The 17109-nt window shown below is 40.6% G+C and carries 14 protein-coding genes and 1 riboswitch; of the genes, 2 read left to right on the forward strand and 12 right to left on the reverse strand.

The annotated features are described in order from the left end of the window. Nucleotides 1-370: 370 nt before the first annotated feature. Complete coding sequence (locus tag MKX73_RS02165; protein ID WP_340716083.1) at nt 371-685, forward strand: thioredoxin family protein; 315 nt, start codon at nt 371-373, stop codon at nt 683-685. 46 nt (nt 686-731) lie between these two features. Here MKX73_RS02165 and MKX73_RS02170 read toward each other — a convergent pair whose 3' ends face one another. From MKX73_RS02170 to gltB, 8 genes are all read right to left on the reverse strand, one after another. Next, on the reverse strand, nt 732-875 hold the full coding sequence (locus MKX73_RS02170) for a hypothetical protein (RefSeq protein ID WP_340716084.1): 144 nt from the start codon (nt 873-875) through the stop codon (nt 732-734). 184 nt (nt 876-1059) lie between these two features. Continuing rightward, complete coding sequence (sufB, locus tag MKX73_RS02175; RefSeq protein ID WP_340716085.1) at nt 1060-2457, reverse strand: Fe-S cluster assembly protein SufB; 1398 nt, start codon at nt 2455-2457, stop codon at nt 1060-1062. A 70-nt stretch (nt 2458-2527) separates the two neighbouring features. Next, nucleotides 2528-2968 (reverse strand): Fe-S cluster assembly sulfur transfer protein SufU, encoded by a 441-nt coding sequence (sufU, locus tag MKX73_RS02180; protein WP_340716086.1) that lies wholly within the window; start codon nt 2966-2968, stop codon nt 2528-2530. Next, complete coding sequence (locus MKX73_RS02185; RefSeq protein ID WP_340716087.1) at nt 2958-4187, reverse strand: cysteine desulfurase; 1230 nt, start codon at nt 4185-4187, stop codon at nt 2958-2960. The genes sufU and MKX73_RS02185 overlap by 11 nt, the downstream gene beginning before the upstream one ends. Then, nucleotides 4187-5494 carry a Fe-S cluster assembly protein SufD gene (gene sufD, locus MKX73_RS02190; RefSeq protein ID WP_340716088.1) on the reverse strand — a complete coding sequence of 436 codons (1308 nt, stop codon included), beginning with the start codon at nt 5492-5494 and terminating at the stop codon, nt 4187-4189. The genes MKX73_RS02185 and sufD overlap by 1 nt, the downstream gene beginning before the upstream one ends. Nucleotides 5495-5512: 18 nt before the next feature. After that, nucleotides 5513-6292: a Fe-S cluster assembly ATPase SufC gene (gene sufC / locus MKX73_RS02195; protein ID WP_008408673.1), complete on the reverse strand. Its 780-nt coding sequence runs from the start codon at nt 6290-6292 to the stop codon at nt 5513-5515. A 404-nt stretch (nt 6293-6696) separates the two neighbouring features. Further along, nucleotides 6697-8178 (reverse strand): glutamate synthase subunit beta, encoded by a 1482-nt coding sequence (locus MKX73_RS02200; RefSeq protein WP_340716089.1) that lies wholly within the window; start codon nt 8176-8178, stop codon nt 6697-6699. Nucleotides 8179-8193: 15 nt separating this feature from the next. After that, nucleotides 8194-12714: a glutamate synthase large subunit gene (gene gltB, locus MKX73_RS02205; RefSeq protein ID WP_340716090.1), complete on the reverse strand. Its 4521-nt coding sequence runs from the start codon at nt 12712-12714 to the stop codon at nt 8194-8196. A gap of 118 nt (nt 12715-12832) precedes the next feature. Here gltB and MKX73_RS02210 point away from each other — a divergent pair, with 118 nt between their 5' ends. Next, nucleotides 12833-13735, forward strand: a complete 903-nt coding sequence (locus MKX73_RS02210) for a LysR family transcriptional regulator (protein WP_340716091.1) — start codon at nt 12833-12835, stop codon at nt 13733-13735. Nucleotides 13736-13844: 109 nt separating this feature from the next. Here MKX73_RS02210 and MKX73_RS02215 read toward each other — a convergent pair whose 3' ends face one another. The 4 genes from MKX73_RS02215 to MKX73_RS02230 form a co-directional block, all read right to left on the reverse strand. Continuing rightward, nucleotides 13845-14651, reverse strand: coding sequence for a MetQ/NlpA family ABC transporter substrate-binding protein (locus tag MKX73_RS02215; protein WP_340716092.1), 807 nt, complete (start codon nt 14649-14651; stop codon nt 13845-13847). 153 nt (nt 14652-14804) lie between these two features. Then, nucleotides 14805-15473, reverse strand: coding sequence for a methionine ABC transporter permease (locus MKX73_RS02220; protein WP_008408680.1), 669 nt, complete (start codon nt 15471-15473; stop codon nt 14805-14807). Continuing rightward, on the reverse strand, nt 15466-16494 hold the full coding sequence (locus MKX73_RS02225; RefSeq protein WP_340716093.1) for a methionine ABC transporter ATP-binding protein: 1029 nt from the start codon (nt 16492-16494) through the stop codon (nt 15466-15468). The genes MKX73_RS02220 and MKX73_RS02225 overlap by 8 nt, the downstream gene beginning before the upstream one ends. A gap of 144 nt (nt 16495-16638) precedes the next feature. Further along, nucleotides 16639-16741: riboswitch (SAM riboswitch) on the reverse strand. A gap of 61 nt (nt 16742-16802) precedes the next feature. Continuing rightward, nucleotides 16803-17105 (reverse strand): thioredoxin family protein, encoded by a 303-nt coding sequence (locus MKX73_RS02230; protein ID WP_340716094.1) that lies wholly within the window; start codon nt 17103-17105, stop codon nt 16803-16805. Nucleotides 17106-17109 lie beyond the last annotated feature (4 nt).

Below are 17109 nucleotides of genomic sequence, written 5' to 3' on the forward strand. Positions count from 1 at the left end.
ACATAAAATATGAACGTGCAGTTTTTTAAAATTTTTAATGATGAGTGTTATGAGTCCTTCTAAACAAAAGAAAGGCTGCCCGTCTCAACAAAGTAAATTCTTCGTTAAGTCGAGCAGCCTCCAGTTTTCTAGTGAGCTACTTAATTCAAAGTATTCTAATAGGTATTATATTATTTTATAATACCTATTTTGTCAATACAATTATTAGATTTTTCTGTATTTATGATATTAGTAGCAGTTACTTTAGTTTTTTTTCTTCAATCAAACATTTGCAAACCGTTTACCTGTCCATCATAATAAACGTAGGTAGCTCCTCGCTTTCTAAAATGCGATGCGCTAAATATTTATTTCTTAATCAGGAGGCTTTTCCATGCAAACATTACAAGCAATCGAACAGTTTAACGAACTTAAAAACGGATTCGCAGTTATTTTCGAATTTACAGCGGACTGGTGCGGAGATTGTCGTTTCATTGATCCGTTTATGCCGGAAGTTGTTGAAAAATTTCCCGAATATAAATTCGTTAAAGTGGACCGCGATAAGTTTTTGGATTTATGTATTGATTTAGGAATTATCGGTATTCCTAGCTTTTTAGCTTATGAAAACGGTACTGAGCTTGGACGTTTCGTAAGTAAAGACCGTAAAACACAACAGGAAATCGAAAACTTCATTTCCAACTTAAAATAGAAAAAAGCTTCAAACGCATAAGTAGTCGTTTGAAGCCATTTTAATATTATTTAATAATACCTTCATGCTCTTCATTTTTCATAATCTTACCGTTCTTCTTTTCCCCTAACGCCCAAAAAGTGAGTGCTACCGCAACTACAACTACAGCACCAGGAACCCCTAAAGCTACTGGCCAAAATAAGTTTTCCATTTTTGTCGCCCCTTTATATACATTCTCTAAATCCATTATTCCATCTAATACAATTAATGTAAACGAATACTCCGCGCTTTCTGGAATCTTTCTATTAAAGTTGTTTATTTCTTCACGAATTCAACACAATTACATAAAAAAGCACCTGTCTCCAATAAATTGGAGACAAGTGCCTGGATAAAAATTATCCGATAGAACCTTCCATCTCGAACTTGATTAGACGGTTCATTTCTACTGCGTATTCCATTGGTAATTCTTTTGTGAATGGCTCGATGAAGCCCATTACGATCATTTCTGTCGCTTCTTCTTCAGAAACACCACGGCTCATTAAGTAGAACAATTGCTCTTCAGATACTTTTGAAACTTTTGCTTCATGCTCTAAAGATACGTTATCATTTAAGATTTCGTTGTATGGAATTGTATCAGAAGTAGATTCGTTATCCATGATTAATGTGTCACACTCGATGTTCGAACGTGCACCTTTAGCATTTTTACCGAATTTTACTTGACCAAGATACGTAACTTTACCACCTTGCTTAGCAATCGATTTTGAAACGATTGTTGAAGATGTGTTTGGTGCTAAGTGAATCATTTTCGCACCAGCGTGTTGGTGTTGACCTTTACCTGCAATTGCAATTGATAATGTCATACCACGTGCGCCTTCACCTTTAAGGATACAGGCAGGGTATTTCATTGTTAATTTTGAACCGATGTTTCCGTCGATCCATTCCATTGTACCGTTTTCTTCAACAACTGTACGTTTTGTAACAAGGTTATATACGTTGTTCGCCCAGTTTTGAATTGTTGTATAACGGCAGTAAGCGTTCTTTTTAACGATGATTTCTACTACAGCTGAGTGTAGAGAGTTTGTTGTGTAAACAGGCGCTGTACAACCTTCTACGTAGTGTACAGATGCATCTTCGTCTACGATGATTAGCGTACGTTCGAATTGACCCATGTTTTCAGAGTTAATACGGAAGTATGCTTGTAATGGAGTGTCTAATTTAACGCCTTTAGGCATATAAATAAATGAACCACCAGACCAAACTGCAGAGTTTAATGCTGCGAATTTGTTATCTGTATAAGGGATTACTGTACCCCAGTGTTTTTTGAAGATTTCTTCGTTTTCTTTTAATGCTGAGTCAGTATCTTTGAAGACAATACCTAAATCTGTAAGGTCTTGTTTCATGTTGTGGTAAACTACTTCAGATTCATACTGAGCAGATACACCTGCAAGATATTTTTGTTCAGCTTCCGGGATACCTAATTTATCGAATGTTGCTTTAATTTCTTCAGGTACTTCATCCCAAGAACGTTCTGTTGCTTCAGATGGTTTTACGTAATACGTAATTTCATCGAAGTTTAATGACGCTAGGTCACCACCCCATTGAGGCATTGGCATTTCATAGAATTTTTCAAGAGCTTTTAAGCGGTAGTCAAGCATCCACTGTGGCTCTTCCTTCATACTTGAGATTTCACGAACGATATCTTCTGTAAGTCCACGTTCAGAACGGAAAATTGATACGTCCTTATCATGGAAACCATACTTGTAATCGCCGATTTCAGGCATTTTTTTAGCCATGTTGTCTCCTCCGTTCATCTAATGAGAAGTGCTAAAATGTGCATAAAACATACTTTAGCCTTACTACTTTTTATTTCTTTTCGTTGTTTACGCCTTTTTCCATCGCTTTCCAAGCTAATGTAGCGCATTTAATACGTGCCGGGAATTTTGCCACACCTTGCAGTGCTTCGACATCCCCAAGGTCGTACTTTTCATCGTCAAAATCTTCGCCCAGCATCATTTTCGAGAAAATATCAGCCAGTTCCAAAGCTTCGTCCAATTTTTTGCCTTTAACGATTTGAGTCATCATAGATGCTGAAGACATGGAGATTGAACAGCCTTCCCCATCGAACTTTGCATCTTCCACGACATCATCGTTCAGCTTCAGTGTTAAATGGATACGGTCACCGCAAGTAGGGTTATTCATATCGATTGTTACACTGTTTTCTTCAAGAGACCCTTTGTTACGAGGGTTTTTATAGTGATCCATAATTACGGAACGATAAAGTTGATCTAAATTATTAAAAGACATCGCCAAAATACTCCTTCGCTGAGCGCAATCCTGCAACTAAGCGATCCACATCTTCTTCATCATTGTACATGTAGAAGCTTGCTCGTGCTGTTGCTGTTACTTGAAGCCATTTCATTAAAGGTTGAGCGCAGTGATGTCCCGCACGAACAGCGATTCCACTCATATCCAATACTGTCGCCACATCATGTGGATGTACGTCATCTAGATTGAATGTCACGAGTCCGCATCGTTTCATCGGGTCACGTGGACCGAAAATCTGAAGACCATCAATCGTTTCCAACTGATCCATTGCATAACCTACCAACTTATGTTCGTGGGCTGCAATATTGTCCAAGCCGATTTCTTCTAAAAAGTCGATTGCCGCACCTAAACCAATTGCACTTGCAATGATCGGTGTACCACCTTCGAATTTCCACGGTAACTCTTTCCATGTTGATTCAGTTAAACCTACGAAATCAATCATTTCGCCGCCAAACTCAACTGGTTCCATTTCTTCAAGAAGCGCCTTTTTACCATATAGTACCCCAATTCCAGTTGGTGCACACATTTTATGTCCTGAAAATGCTGCGAAGTCAACATCCAAATCTTGAACGTCTATCTTCATATGCGGTGCCGCCTGAGCTAAATCCGCAACAACTACAGCGCCATTTTCATGGGCAATTTGTGCAACTTCTTTTATCGGGTTGATCGTACCTAATACGTTGGAAACATACATCATAGAAACAATTTTCGTTTGTGGCGTAATTGTTTCACGTACTTTTTCCAATGAAATTGTACCGTCTGCTTCAAGGTCGATATATTTCAATACCGCCCCTTTTTCTTTTGCAAGCTGTTGCCATGGGATAATGTTTGAATGGTGTTCCATGTACGTAATGACAATTTCATCACCTTCTTGAACATTTTGACGACCATAGCCTGAAGCAACCGTATTAAGTGCTGTTGTTGTACCACGAGTAAAAATTACTTCTTGTGTTGAACTGGCATTAATGAATTTACGAACTTTTTCACGTGCACCTTCATAGGAATCCGTTGCACGGTTACCAAGTGTATGAACACCGCGGTGAACGTTTGAGTTATCTAAATTATAGTAATTTGAGATTGCTTCAATAACTTGAATTGGCTTTTGTGATGTAGCCGCACTATCCAAATAAACTAAAGGATGTCCATTGACTTCCTGATTTAGAATTGGAAAATAACTTTTAATATCGTTAGGTATCATTATCGAACTTTCCTTTCGATAACCTCCGTCAGCTGCTTTTTAACGCCTTCGATTGGCAATTTAGCAACAACTGGCGCAAGGAATCCGTGAATTACAAGGCGCTCTGCTTCTGCTTTAGAAATACCACGACTCATTAAGTAGTACAGTTGAGTTGGGTCAACACGTCCAACAGATGCCGCGTGTCCTGCTGTTACATCGTCTTCATCAATTAACAGAATCGGGTTAGCGTCACCGCGTGCACCTTCTGAAAGCATCAGTACGCGTGACTCCTGTTCTGCATTTGCTTTTGTACCACCATGCATAATATGACCGATCCCGTTAAAGATTGACTGTGAAGAATCTTTCATTACACCGTGTTTTAAAATTTGACCGTCAGAATTTTTACCCCATTGACGGATTAATGTTGTGAAGTTAAGTTTTTGATCTCCGCTACCTACAGTTACCATTTTGAAATCTGAAGTAGAGTTATCACCAATTAAGTTAGTAGTATTTTCATAAATTGTATCTGAGTTTGTCATTAAACCTAATGCCCAGTCAATTTTTGCATCGCGCTCAGCATGGCCACGGCGGTTTACATAAGCAGTATAGCCATGTGCCAAGTTGTCTACTGCACCGAATGTTACTTGTGCATTATCTTTTGCGATTACTTCTGTTACAACGTTCACTTGACCATGTGCTTCATCGAATGTAGAAATATAAGTTTCAACATAAGTAACAGCCGAAGATTCTTCTGCTACTACTAACACGTGGTTAAATAATGAAGCTTCTGCATCGTCATTTAAAAATACAACTTGTAGAGGTGCTTCGATTACAACGTTGCGTGGCACGTATACGAAAATACCGCCGTTTACTAGAGCTGCATGGTAAGCAGTTAATTTATGCTCGTCCACTTTTACAGCTGTCGTCATAAAGTATTTTTCTACTAAATCTTTATGGTCGCGAACCGCTGTTTGAATATCCGTGAAAATTACACCTTTGTTTTTCAGTTCTTCTGAAACTTTGATGAACGCCGGTGTATTGTTGCGTTGGATATACAGGTTTTCTTGTGTTTCAATATCAACTACTGATTTCACCTCTACAGGCAGCTCTTCCAATGAATTGAATCGAGCACTTTCTACTGTATGGTTCGGGAAATCAATGAAGTTCCACTTTTTAATGTTCGTTCTGTCTGGTTTTGGTAAGTCAAGCGCAGCAGCTTTTTCCATTGCGCTCACACGGAAATCAGCAAATGTTGCTGGTTCAGCATGTTTTTGCGAGAACGAGCGTACTTCTTCTGCTGATAACGCTAATTTTGTTTCAACCGTCATCTTCGTCGTCCTCCTTAATTATGCTTCTGTTACTTCTTCAGTATCTTCAATGCCTAATTCAGCTTTAATCCACTCATAACCTTCTGCTTCCAAGCGTTGTGCTAATTCAGCACCACCTGATTTTACAACTTTACCTTGCATCATTACGTGAACATGGTCAGGTGTGATGTAGTTTAATAAACGTTGGTAGTGAGTGATCATTAGGCAGCCGAAACCTTCGCCGCGCATTTCGTTAATACCTTTTGAAACTACTTTTAATGCATCGATATCTAAACCAGAGTCGATTTCATCTAAGATACCGAATGTTGGTTTGATCATCATCATTTGTAGAATTTCGTTACGTTTTTTCTCACCGCCAGAGAAACCTTCGTTTAAGTAACGTTGAGACATTTCTTCAGGCATTTCCAGGAATTCCATTGTTTTATCTAATTCACGGATGAATTTCATTAATGAGATTTCTTGTCCTTCTTCACGACGAGCGTTAATTGCTGAACGTAGGAAGTCCGCGTTTGTTACACCAGGAATTTCTGATGGGTATTGCATAGCAAGGAATAAACCTGCTTGTGCACGCTCATCTACTTCCATTTCTAATACATTTTCACCATCAAGGTAGATTTCGCCTGATGTTACCTCATATTTTGGGTGACCCATAATTGCAGAAGCTAATGTCGATTTACCAGTACCGTTAGGACCCATAATCGCATGTACTTCGTTTGTATTGATAGTAAGATTTACACCTTTTAAAATCTCTTTTCCGTCGATTTCAACGTGAAGATCTTTAATTTCTAATGTTGACATTAAATTACCTCCAAATATTCATTTGCATACTTTCTGTACGCCAAATTAAGTTCATTACCAATCTTACCCGAAATGAATGTTGGTTGCAAATAGTTTAGAATGATTTTAAATAAAAAACATCTATCATTCTTGGAAAACGCTTTACTGCAGTTTATTTCTACTATTTTAATAGTAATAATTTCGCTTTCCATTTTTTCAATAGCAATCCTTTAATTGAGAATCAATTTCACTTATTCAATTGGTTGATTCTATATTTTCTCTATCATTATTTAAAATTGGGGCATAAATTAAAAACGTCATTTTTCTCCGGGAGAAAAATGACGTTTTTAGCGGTGTGTAAAAATTGATTTCCATTCCGGGACGCTTCCCGCGGGCACGGCGTGGGGCCAACTCTTACTATCCTATTAGCTTTTCACTAGCATTTCGTTTAAATAATAATGAACACTTGCAGCAACTCCGCGTCCTTCTTTGATTGCCCAAACGACAAGGCTTTGGCCTCGGCGTGCATCTCCTGCGGCAAAAACGCCCGGAATATTTGTTTCGTAGTCTTTAACAGATGCACGGATGCGGTTATTCGTTAATTCTAGTCCGAAATGTTCCGGTGTTTCTTTTTCTGCGCCTTCAAAGCCGATTGCGACAAATACATGCTGTGCCGGCCATACTTTCTCAGTACCAGGCAATTCTTTAAAGTAGTGGAAGCCATCCTCGCCCAGAATCTTTTCCATTTGAATTGTGTGAAGTGCTTTTACATTCCCATTGCTGTCTTTTTCTATTCTTGTTGTTTGAATGCAATACTCGCGCGGATCACGGCCAAATTTCGCATCAGCTTCGGCATAAGCGTAGTCCATTGTGTAAATGTTCGGATCTTTTGGCCACATCGTTTCATCTGTACGAGTTGTAGCTTGTTGCGGGTGTTTACCAAATTGGTATACTGATCGGCATTTTTGACGGAGTGCTGTTGCTACACAGTCGGCTCCTGTATCACCGCCGCCAATTACAATAACATCTTTCCCTTCAACATTTAATGCCTGATTATCCGTGAAATCAGAATCCAGCAGGCTTTTCGTAACATCCGTTAAATAATCCATCGCTAAATGAATATTGCCTGCATCGCTTCCTTCCAAATGAAGGACCCTTTGTTTTTGAGCTCCTGTACATAAAATTACAGCATCGAAATCCGCTTGCAATTGCTCTTTCGTGATATCTTTACCGATTTCTGTATTTGCAACAAAATCGATGCCTTCCAATGATAATAAATGGATACGACGTTCAATCACATCTTTTTCTAGCTTCATATTCGGAATTCCGTACATTAATAATCCGCCAAATCGGTCAGAACGTTCGAACACTGTTACGGAATGGCCAAGCTGGTTCAGTTGATCTGCTGCTGCTAAGCCTGCAGGACCTGAACCGACAATCGCCACTTTATAGCCAGTTCGCGATGCCGGAATACGCGGAGTGATCCAGCCATTTTCAAACCCTTTATCAATGATTGTACGTTCGATCGATTTAATTGCGACAGCCGGATCCGTAATGGCAAGTGTACAAGACCCTTCACATGGAGCTGGGCAGACACGGCCGGTAAATTCAGGGAAATTATTCGTCATATGCAAACGTTCCAGCGCTTCCTGCCATTTCCCTTTATATACTAAGTCATTCCATTCAGGGATGACATTTTGAATCGGACATCCTGCTGCAGTACCGCGAATTTCAATTCCCATATGGCAAAATGGTGTTCCACAATCCATGCAGCGCGCACCTTGTGTCTGTAATTTTTCATCAGATAGTCTGCTTGTATATTCACCCCAATTTAAAAGACGCTCTAGTGGTCGTTGCTCCTGTACTTTCTCTCGTTTAAATTCCATAAAACCCGTTGCTTTTCCCATGCTAGAAACCTCCTCTTATTTTGTGCTCACAAGCTTCTTCTGACTAGTCGTCACTTCCGTAAATGCCTGCATTGCTGCATCGTCCTTTGCAGAACCCGTTGCAGTGTAGTGGTTAATTTTATCTACCATTATTTTATAATCCGTCGGCACAACTTTTACGAACTTCGGAACAAACTGCTCCCACTTCGCCAATACATCCAATGCGTAGGAACTATCCGTTTCCTCCAAATGCTGAATGATTAATTGGCGAACAGATTCGATCTCCGCTTTATCTGTCAGTTTTTCAAAGTGGATCATTTCCATATTGCACTGCGCCTTGAACTTTTCCTCGTCACTCGGCAGAATATAGCCGATTCCTCCGGACATTCCGGCACCAAAGTTTTGGCCGACATCACCTAAGATAACGATTTTCCCGCCAGTCATATACTCACAGCCGTGATCTCCAATTCCTTCAACAACGATTTCAGCGCCTGAATTACGAACACCGAATCGATGCCCTGCACGCCCGTTAATAAAGGCTTTACCGCTTGTTGCCCCGTATAAACAAACATTTCCGGCGATGACGTTTTTCTCCTGATCACCTTTGATCGGTGCAATGGCTGTCACTTTTCCTCCTGACAAACCTTTACCGAAGTAATCATTAACATCCCCGACTACGCGCATCGACATCCCTCTTGGAATAAATGCGCCGAAGCTTTGACCGGCATGGCCTGTAAACGTTAAATTGATTGTGTTGTCAGGTAAGCCTGCTTCCCCGTATTTGCGGGAAATTTCACTGCCGACAATTGTTCCCATTACACGGTCTGTATTTTTAATCGAATAATTCAAATCGATGCGTTCATTTCCTTCTATTGCCTTTGAAACTTGCGGCAATAGCTCGCGTAAATCAAAGCTTCCCTCTATATTATGGTTTTGCTGATGCTGCTTCGTGCGTGTGCCTTGGATTTGATGAAGCAGCGCCGTTAAATCAAGCTGGCTTGCTTTCCAATGTTTTGCCGTACGATCTGAAATTTGCAGTACATCTGTACGACCGACCATCTCTTCCACAGTACGGAATCCTAAAATACTCATATATTCACGCATTTCTTCCGCCACAAAACGCATATAATTGACAACATGATCAGCCGAGCCCATAAATTTAGCACGAAGTTCAGGATTTTGTGTTGCTACACCTACAGGACAAGTATCTAAATGACAGGCACGCATCATGACACACCCTAAAACGATTAACGGTGCAGTTGCAAAACCAAATTCTTCTGCTCCTAAAAGTGCTGCCATTACGACATCTTTCCCCGTCATGAGCTTGCCGTCCGTTTCCAGTGTCACCCGGTCACGCAGCCCGTTGAGCATCAATGTTTGGTGCGCTTCAGCTAACCCAAGCTCCCACGGTAAGCCTGTATGCTTAATCGATGTTTTCGGCGATGCACCTGTACCGCCATCATAGCCCGAAATGACGATGACATCTGCTGCCCCTTTAGCAACACCAGCAGCAATTGTACCAACACCCGCTTTAGCTACGAGCTTTACAGAAATTCTTGCATGTCGGTTTGCATTTTTTAAATCGTGAATTAACTGTGCCATATCCTCGATTGAATAAATATCGTGATGCGGCGGCGGTGAAATCAACCCTACACCAGGTGTAGAACCCCGTACATCCGCTACCCACGGATATACTTTATTGCCCGGCAGCTGACCACCTTCCCCAGGTTTCGCTCCTTGTGCCATTTTAATTTGAAGCTCTTCGGCATTTACTAAATAATGCGATTTTACCCCAAAACGTCCTGATGCAATTTGTTTAATGGCACTGCGCTTGTTGTCGCCATTCGGTTCGATTGTAAAACGGGCCGGATCTTCCCCGCCCTCACCAGAGTTTGAACGTGCGCCTAGACGGTTCATCGCTACCGCTAAAGTTTCGTGCGCTTCTTTCGATAACGAACCAAATGACATAGCCCCTGATTTGAAACGTTTCACGATGGAATCCACTGACTCGATTTCTTCCATCGGGATTCGGCGTTCATTCTTTTTAAAGTCGAATAAATTACGTAAAAATCCGATTCGCTCCTCATTCGCCATTTCTGCATACATCCGGTATAAACCAAAATCATTTTTACGTGTAGCCCACTGTAGCGTATGAATTGTTTTCGGATTGAAGGCATGATGCTCTCCGTCTGCACGCCATTGGAAATCTGAACCTGATTGCAATTGCGCTGACATCGATTGCATTGCTTCCTCATGGCGGCGTCTTGCTTCTTCACCGATTGTTTGTAAATCTATCCCGTCAATTTGTGAAGCCGTACCTGTGAAGTATTCGTCGATCACTTCTTTTGAAATCCCTACTGCCTCGAACACTTGGGCACCGCGATATGACTGGACTGTTGAAATCCCCATCTTCGACATTACTTTTACAACGCCGTCTGCTGCACCTTTCCGGAATTTTTGAACCGCTTTTTCAAATGGTACAGATAAATGACCTTTTTCAATTGCTTCATCAATCGTTGCATATGCTAAGTACGGATGAATCGCATCAACACCGAAACCGATTAATGCAACAAAATGATGAACCTCCCGAACTTCCGCACTATTGACGATAATGCTTGCCTTCGTACGTAAACCGATTCGTACTAAATATTGATGGATTGTACTCGCTGCCAGTAAAACAGGCATCGTAAGCTGCTTAGCGTCATCCATATAGTCAGAAAGTACAATGATTGTCTTGCCGCCGAAGATAGCCGCTTCTGCTTCTGTTTTAATTCGGTTAAGTTCACTTTCCAAATTTTCCGTGAATTTCAGCGAGATTTCCGCTACTTCAAAATGTTCTTCACTATTATTTACGACCTGCTCATATTCTGCAGTCGTCAATACCGGCGTTTTCAGCAGGAGACGACGTGCATTTTCCGCATTCGGCTGTAATAAATCTCCTTCCGCTCCAAGCAATGTCATTGTCGAAGTCACGACATGTTCACGAATGGAATCAATCGGCGGGTTTGTCACTTGTGCAAACAGCTGCTTAAAGTAATTAAATAATGATTGCGGTCTATCTGACAGAACAGCTAATGGTGTATCATTCCCCATCGAACCAAGAGGATCTTTTCCTTCATTTGCTAGAGGTACAATATATTTTTGTACGTCCTCAAATGTGTAACCATGAATTTTCTGGCGTAATGTCAGATCATTTATTTCCGGTAACTGCTCATCCTTTTCTTCAAGTTTGATCATATTTTCTTCCAGCCATGCTGCATAAGGTTTTTTTGCTGCAGCTTCGGATTTCAGCTCGTCATCCGAAATGATCTTCCCTTTTTCCAAATCGATTAATAGCATGCGACTTGGGCTTAACCGGTCTTTGTAAAGAATGTCTTCTTCAGCGTAATCGACAACCCCTGTTTCGGATGAGAAAATAACATGATCGTCTTTTGTCACATACAATCTTCCCGGGCGCAAACCGTTACGGTCTAAAATTGCCCCGATCTGTTTGCCGTCCGTGAAGCAAATAGCAGTCGGTCCATCCCATGGCTCCATTAAGCTGGCATGATATTGATAAAACGCTTTGCGGTCTTCATCAATGCGCGGATTTTCTGTCCATGGCTCCGGAATCATCATCATCGCTGTCTCAGCAGGTGAACGTCCAGCCAATACAAAAAATTCAAATGCGTTATCAAGCATCGAAGAATCCGAACCCGTTGTATCAATAATCGGTAACAGTTTTTCAAGGTCATCTCCAAACGCCTCAGATACGAACTGCTGCTCACGTGCACGCATCCAGTTAATATTGCCCCGTAATGTATTAATCTCCCCATTATGGATGATGTAGCGGTTCGGATGGGCCCGTTTCCAAGATGGGAATGTGTTCGTCGAGTAACGTGAATGCACAAGTGCCAATGCGGACACAAAGCTTTCGTCCTGCAGGTCCACATAAAATTCACTTACTTCTTCCGGTGAAAGCAAACCTTTAAAAACAATCGTCTGACTTGAGAGACTGGGAATATACAATTCAAATTGCTGCTCCGCTGCCCAATGTTCAAGCTGCTTGCGGATCACATACAGTTTTCGTTCGAAAACCTTATTGTCGTTTTCGTTTGAACGAATAAATACTTGGCGAACAACCGGTGCAGTCGATTTAGCAATCTCACTTAAATTTTCCTTATTAGTCGGTGCAGTTCTCCAACCGATCAGTTGCTGATTTTCCTGTTCAATTAATTCGTTCATCTTTTGTTCAATTTTCAGGCGTTCTCCTTCATTTTCTGTGAAAAAAATTTGTCCAACACCATATTCACCCATTTCAGGTAAATTAAGTTCCGTACAGTTTTGTTGAAAGAAAGCATGTGGGATTTGAACTAGCAGCCCCGCCCCATCACCTGTCTTGCCGTCCCCGCCACGTCCTGCACGGTGTTCTAAGCGACATAACATTTCCAATCCTTTTTTTACAATCTGATGTGAAGGTATTCCTTTTATATTTGCATACATGCCGATACCGCATGCGTCATGTTCAAATTCAGGATTATATAACCCTTGTGCTTCTGGTAACTGATGAAAACTCATATTCATTCCCCCTCATTCTTTCAATCCTGTATTTACATTTTAAAGTTTTCGAAATAATATAAACAATATATAGTTTGGATATAAACAATCTACTTTTTAGATGAATGGGGTGGAAATTGTGGAATTAAGACAGTTACGTTACTTTGTAGAGGTGGCAGAACGGGAGCATATTTCTGAAGCAGCTGAGCATTTACACGTTGCCCAGTCTGCAATCAGCAGGCAAATCGCCAACTTGGAAGAAGAGCTCGGCACACCGCTTTTTGAGCGAATTGGGCGTAACGTAAAGTTGACGCCGGTCGGGAAGATTTTTTTGGAACATTGTATTACCGCACTCAAGGGAATTGATTTTGCTGCAAAGCAGGTAGAAGAATATTTGGACCCGGCAAAAGGGACAATTAAAATTGGTTTTCCTACCAGTTTGGCAAGCTATGTATTGCCGACCGTCATTTCGGCTTTTAAAAAAGAATACCCGGAAATTTCCTTCCAGTTGCGCCAGGGATCCTATAAATTTTTGATCGATGCTGTTAAAAACCGCGAGCTTAATTTAGCTTTGCTCGGACCATTACCGCCAAAAGACGAAGCAATCAATACGACCGTGCTGTTCAGCGAAAACATTCATGCTTTGCTGCCCGCAACACATCCACTGGCAAAAAAAGACTCGATTAACCTTGTGGATTTGCGTAATGACCAGTTTGTACTTTTTCCGGAAGGTTATATTTTAAACAAAGTGGCTGTTGATGCATGCCGCTCTGTAGGCTTCATTCCGAATATTACTTCCGAGGGAGAAGATATGGATGCTTTAAAAGGGCTTGTGGCAGCAGGAATCGGTGTGACACTTTTACCGGAAAGTTCACTCTATGATTCGACTCCGCGTATGACGGTCAAAGTGCCGATCGCCATTCCTAATATAAGACGCACAGTCGGCATCATTGCGCCAACGACAAGAGATCTCGCCCCATCAGAAGAAGTATTCGTCAAATTTATATCCAATTTTTATTCACGATTATCAAGATTCCAATAAAAGATTTGCATAGAAGTAGAGATTCCATCAGATAAAGTGCAACCTACGTATTTATCCAGAAAAAAACCATTTCCTCTCCGCGAAGAGAGAAAATGGTTTTTTGTTTATTTTATTCGCCTGAAACAGGTACTACAGAGCCGCCCCACTCTTCAACGATAAAGTCTTGAACTTCTTTTGAACGTAATGCATCTACTAATGCTTTAATTTCTTTTGAATCTTCTTCACCTGATTTTACTGCGATAATGTTTACATATGGTGATTCGCTAGATTCGATTGCAATTGAATCTTCCAATGGGTTAATGCCGTTATCGATCGCGAAGTTAGAGTTGATTAATACAGCATCACCTTCTTCATTTTCATACATTTGCACTAATAATTCAGCTGCAGTGTTTGCATCGAATACGAAGTTTTTCGGATTTTCTACAATATCTTTTGTTTCCGCTTTTGTTTTATCGATACCTTCAGCTAACTTAATTAAACCTTGTGCTTCAAGTAATGAAAGCATACGACCATGGTCTGCTACTGAGTTAGAAAGTAAAATTGTTGCACCTTCAGGAAGCTCTTCTAAAGATGAATATTTTTTAGAGTAAACACCGATTGGCTCGATGTGAATACCGCCAGCATTCGCAAAGTCATAATCGAAATCAGCTTTTTGTGCTTCGAAGTATGGAATGTGCTGGAAGTAGTTTGCATCCAAATCACCGTTATCTAAATCCTGGTTTGGAAGTACGTAATCTGTATAAGTTTTGATTTCCAGCTCAATGCCCTGTTCCTCTAAAATTGGTTTAACTTTTTCAAGGATAACTGCGTGTGGTGTATTTGAAGCACCGACTACTAATTTTTCATCTTCTCCTCCACATGCCGCTAAAGCAAGCACAGAAGCTCCTAAAATAACGCTTGATAATAATTTCTTCATTTGTTTTACCTACCCTTTTTTTAGTTTGTTCAGTTTATCGAAACCTTTTTTATATTCTGATTATTCATCTTATAGACGCGCACTTTTTTAAAGTTTGCGTCCATATTGTTTCGATGCACCAATATTTATAATTACGGCCTTAGAAGCCACTAACTATCGTTTGTCCACTCTTGCTGTAATGAAATCCCCAATATACTGGATGATGAATACGACAACTAAAATTAAAACCGTTGCCATCAATGTCACATCTGTCCTGTTACGCTGGAAACCGTCAAGGAATGCCAGGTTACCTAAGCCGCCCGCACCGATAATGCCGGCCATTGCTGTATATCCTACTAAAGCGACAGCTGTAACCGTAATACCTGAAATTAATGCTGGTAAGCTTTCCGGAATCAGCACTTTCCAAATAATAGTAGAAGTTTTCGCTCCCATTGATCGGGCCGCTTCAATGACACCTTTATCAATTTCTCTCAATGCTATTAATACCATGCGCGCATAAAACGGTGCTGCACCGATTATTAGCGCAGGCAATGCTGCATTTGCGCCACGGATTGTTCCAAGTAAAAACTTTGTGAACGGAATCAATAAAATGATCAGGACGATAAATGGAATCGACCGGAAAATATTTACGAATGATCCTGTTAAAAAGTGGACAATTTTATTTGCCCATAATTGATTGTCGCTCGTTAAAAATAAGACAATCCCAATCAGAAGTCCGAGTATAAATGTGATGACTGTCGCAACAGCCGTCATATAAATTGTTTCATATGTTGCTTCGAGCATTTTACCCCAGTCGACGTTCGGAAATAATTGATTAAACATGCTCAATCACCTCCGTTTGAATTTCCTGTTTCGCTAAAAAGCTTAATGCTTCCGCGACTGCTTTCGGTTCGCCATTGATATGAATAAACAATGTACCGAATGAACCGCCCGTTGTATTCGAGATTTTACCATGGACAATATTTACAACTACGTCAAATTGCTTGATCATTTGCGAGATGACAGGCTGTTCTGTCGTTGCCCCGGCAAATATTAATTTGGCGATTTTGCCTCCTGGATAGTTGGCAAAAATTTGTTCTAGTGATGCTTGTGTTTCCTGCGTTTCACCAGAAGCCTGTGATACGAAGTTTTTCGTAATTGGTGCTTGAGGATGCTGGAACACTTGCAATACATCACCTTGCTCCACAACTTTTCCGGCTTCCATTACCGCTACTCTGTTACAGATTTTGCGGATAACATGCATTTCATGTGTAATGAGTACAATTGTAAGACCGATGTTTTTATTAATATCGAGCAGTAATTCCAAAATGGAATCCGTTGTTTCCGGATCAAGCGCTGAAGTCGCTTCATCACATAAAAGCACTTCCGGGTTGTTTGCCAACGCTCTTGCAATGCCCACACGCTGCTTTTGACCGCCGGACAGCTGTGAAGGATATGCTTTCCCTCTTCCTTTTAAACCAACGAGCTCAATCAGCTCTTCTACTCGCTTTTCACGGTCAGCTTTTGAAACACCTGCAATTTCAAGTGGGAATGCGATATTTTCTTCGACTGTACGGGACCAGAGCAGATTGAAATGCTGGAAAATCATACTTATTTTTTGACGCGCTTCTCGTAATTTTGCCCCGGAAGCTTTTGCAATATCCTGGCCGCCTACAATGACAGACCCTGTTGTTGGCTTTTCCAAACCGTTCAGCAGGCGGATCATTGTACTTTTACCGGCACCACTGTAGCCGATAATACCGTATATTTCTCCTTTGTTAATCGATAAGCTTACATTATCAACTGCCGTAAGTTTACCGTTTTTCGTGTTATACACTTTAGTAATATTTTGTATATCAATCATCGGTTGTACTCCTTCTAAATCGAAATAACCTGCTTGCTATTTCAAAATCATGTTCTTTTTCATCCAAAACCTCCGTTGAATGAAAAAAACCTTTCTACCATGACAAGTAGAAAGGTTTCACATACATTTATACGGTAAACCGTTCTCTCATCTTTCAAAGTTTAAACTTTGTGTGAATTGGCACCTTTGCGTAAACGCTGGTTGCCGGGCTTCATAGGGCACTTCCCTCCACCTCTCTTTATAAGAGTAACGTTATTAAGTTTTATTATTATGAATGTTACTTTATCACGACAAAGTGAATACGTCAATTACTTTTTTAATATTTCATACAAAAACGGTACGGATTTAAACGCATAAATTTTATCCGTTAGTTCCCCGTTGTCTGAAACGATTAAACAAGGTACACTTTCAATTTTCAACTCATATGGCAAATCCCCTAAATAATTGATATTTGCCATACCAAGTGGTAAATCTGGGAGTAATTTCTCAATTACATCCAACATTTTTTCCGACACTTCACATGTGCCGCACATAGGCGTATATAAGAAAAAAGCTGTCTGATCATGCTGTTGTACGTTCTGTTCCCACTGCTGTTTCGTCCATTGTTCCATTATA

It is taken from the genome of Solibacillus sp. FSL W7-1436 (genome assembly GCF_038007305.1).
GTDB lineage: Bacteria > Bacillota > Bacilli > Bacillales_A > Planococcaceae > Solibacillus.

What these genes read in the sequence shown, in the direction of transcription:
- sufU (WP_340716086.1), bottom strand. Translation starts at nt 2,968, where the DNA reads ATGTCTTTTAATAATTTAGATCAACTTTATCGTTCCGTAATTATGGAT.
- MKX73_RS02225 (WP_340716093.1), bottom strand. Translation starts at nt 16,494, where the DNA reads ATGATTGATATACAAAATATTACTAAAGTGTATAACACGAAAAACGGT.
- MKX73_RS02230 (WP_340716094.1), bottom strand. Translation starts at nt 17,105, where the DNA reads ATGGAACAATGGACGAAACAGCAGTGGGAACAGAACGTACAACAGCAT.
- gltB (WP_340716090.1), bottom strand. Translation starts at nt 12,714, where the DNA reads ATGAGTTTTCATCAGTTACCAGAAGCACAAGGGTTATATAATCCTGAA.
- sufC (WP_008408673.1), bottom strand. Translation starts at nt 6,292, where the DNA reads ATGTCAACATTAGAAATTAAAGATCTTCACGTTGAAATCGACGGAAAA.
- MKX73_RS02165 (WP_340716083.1), top strand. Translation starts at nt 371, where the DNA reads ATGCAAACATTACAAGCAATCGAACAGTTTAACGAACTTAAAAACGGA.
- MKX73_RS02200 (WP_340716089.1), bottom strand. Translation starts at nt 8,178, where the DNA reads ATGGGAAAAGCAACGGGTTTTATGGAATTTAAACGAGAGAAAGTACAG.
- sufB (WP_340716085.1), bottom strand. Translation starts at nt 2,457, where the DNA reads ATGGCTAAAAAAATGCCTGAAATCGGCGATTACAAGTATGGTTTCCAT.
- MKX73_RS02220 (WP_008408680.1), bottom strand. Translation starts at nt 15,473, where the DNA reads ATGTTTAATCAATTATTTCCGAACGTCGACTGGGGTAAAATGCTCGAA.
- MKX73_RS02185 (WP_340716087.1), bottom strand. Translation starts at nt 4,187, where the DNA reads ATGATACCTAACGATATTAAAAGTTATTTTCCAATTCTAAATCAGGAA.
- MKX73_RS02215 (WP_340716092.1), bottom strand. Translation starts at nt 14,651, where the DNA reads ATGAAGAAATTATTATCAAGCGTTATTTTAGGAGCTTCTGTGCTTGCT.
- MKX73_RS02170 (WP_340716084.1), bottom strand. Translation starts at nt 875, where the DNA reads ATGGAAAACTTATTTTGGCCAGTAGCTTTAGGGGTTCCTGGTGCTGTA.
- sufD (WP_340716088.1), bottom strand. Translation starts at nt 5,494, where the DNA reads ATGACGGTTGAAACAAAATTAGCGTTATCAGCAGAAGAAGTACGCTCG.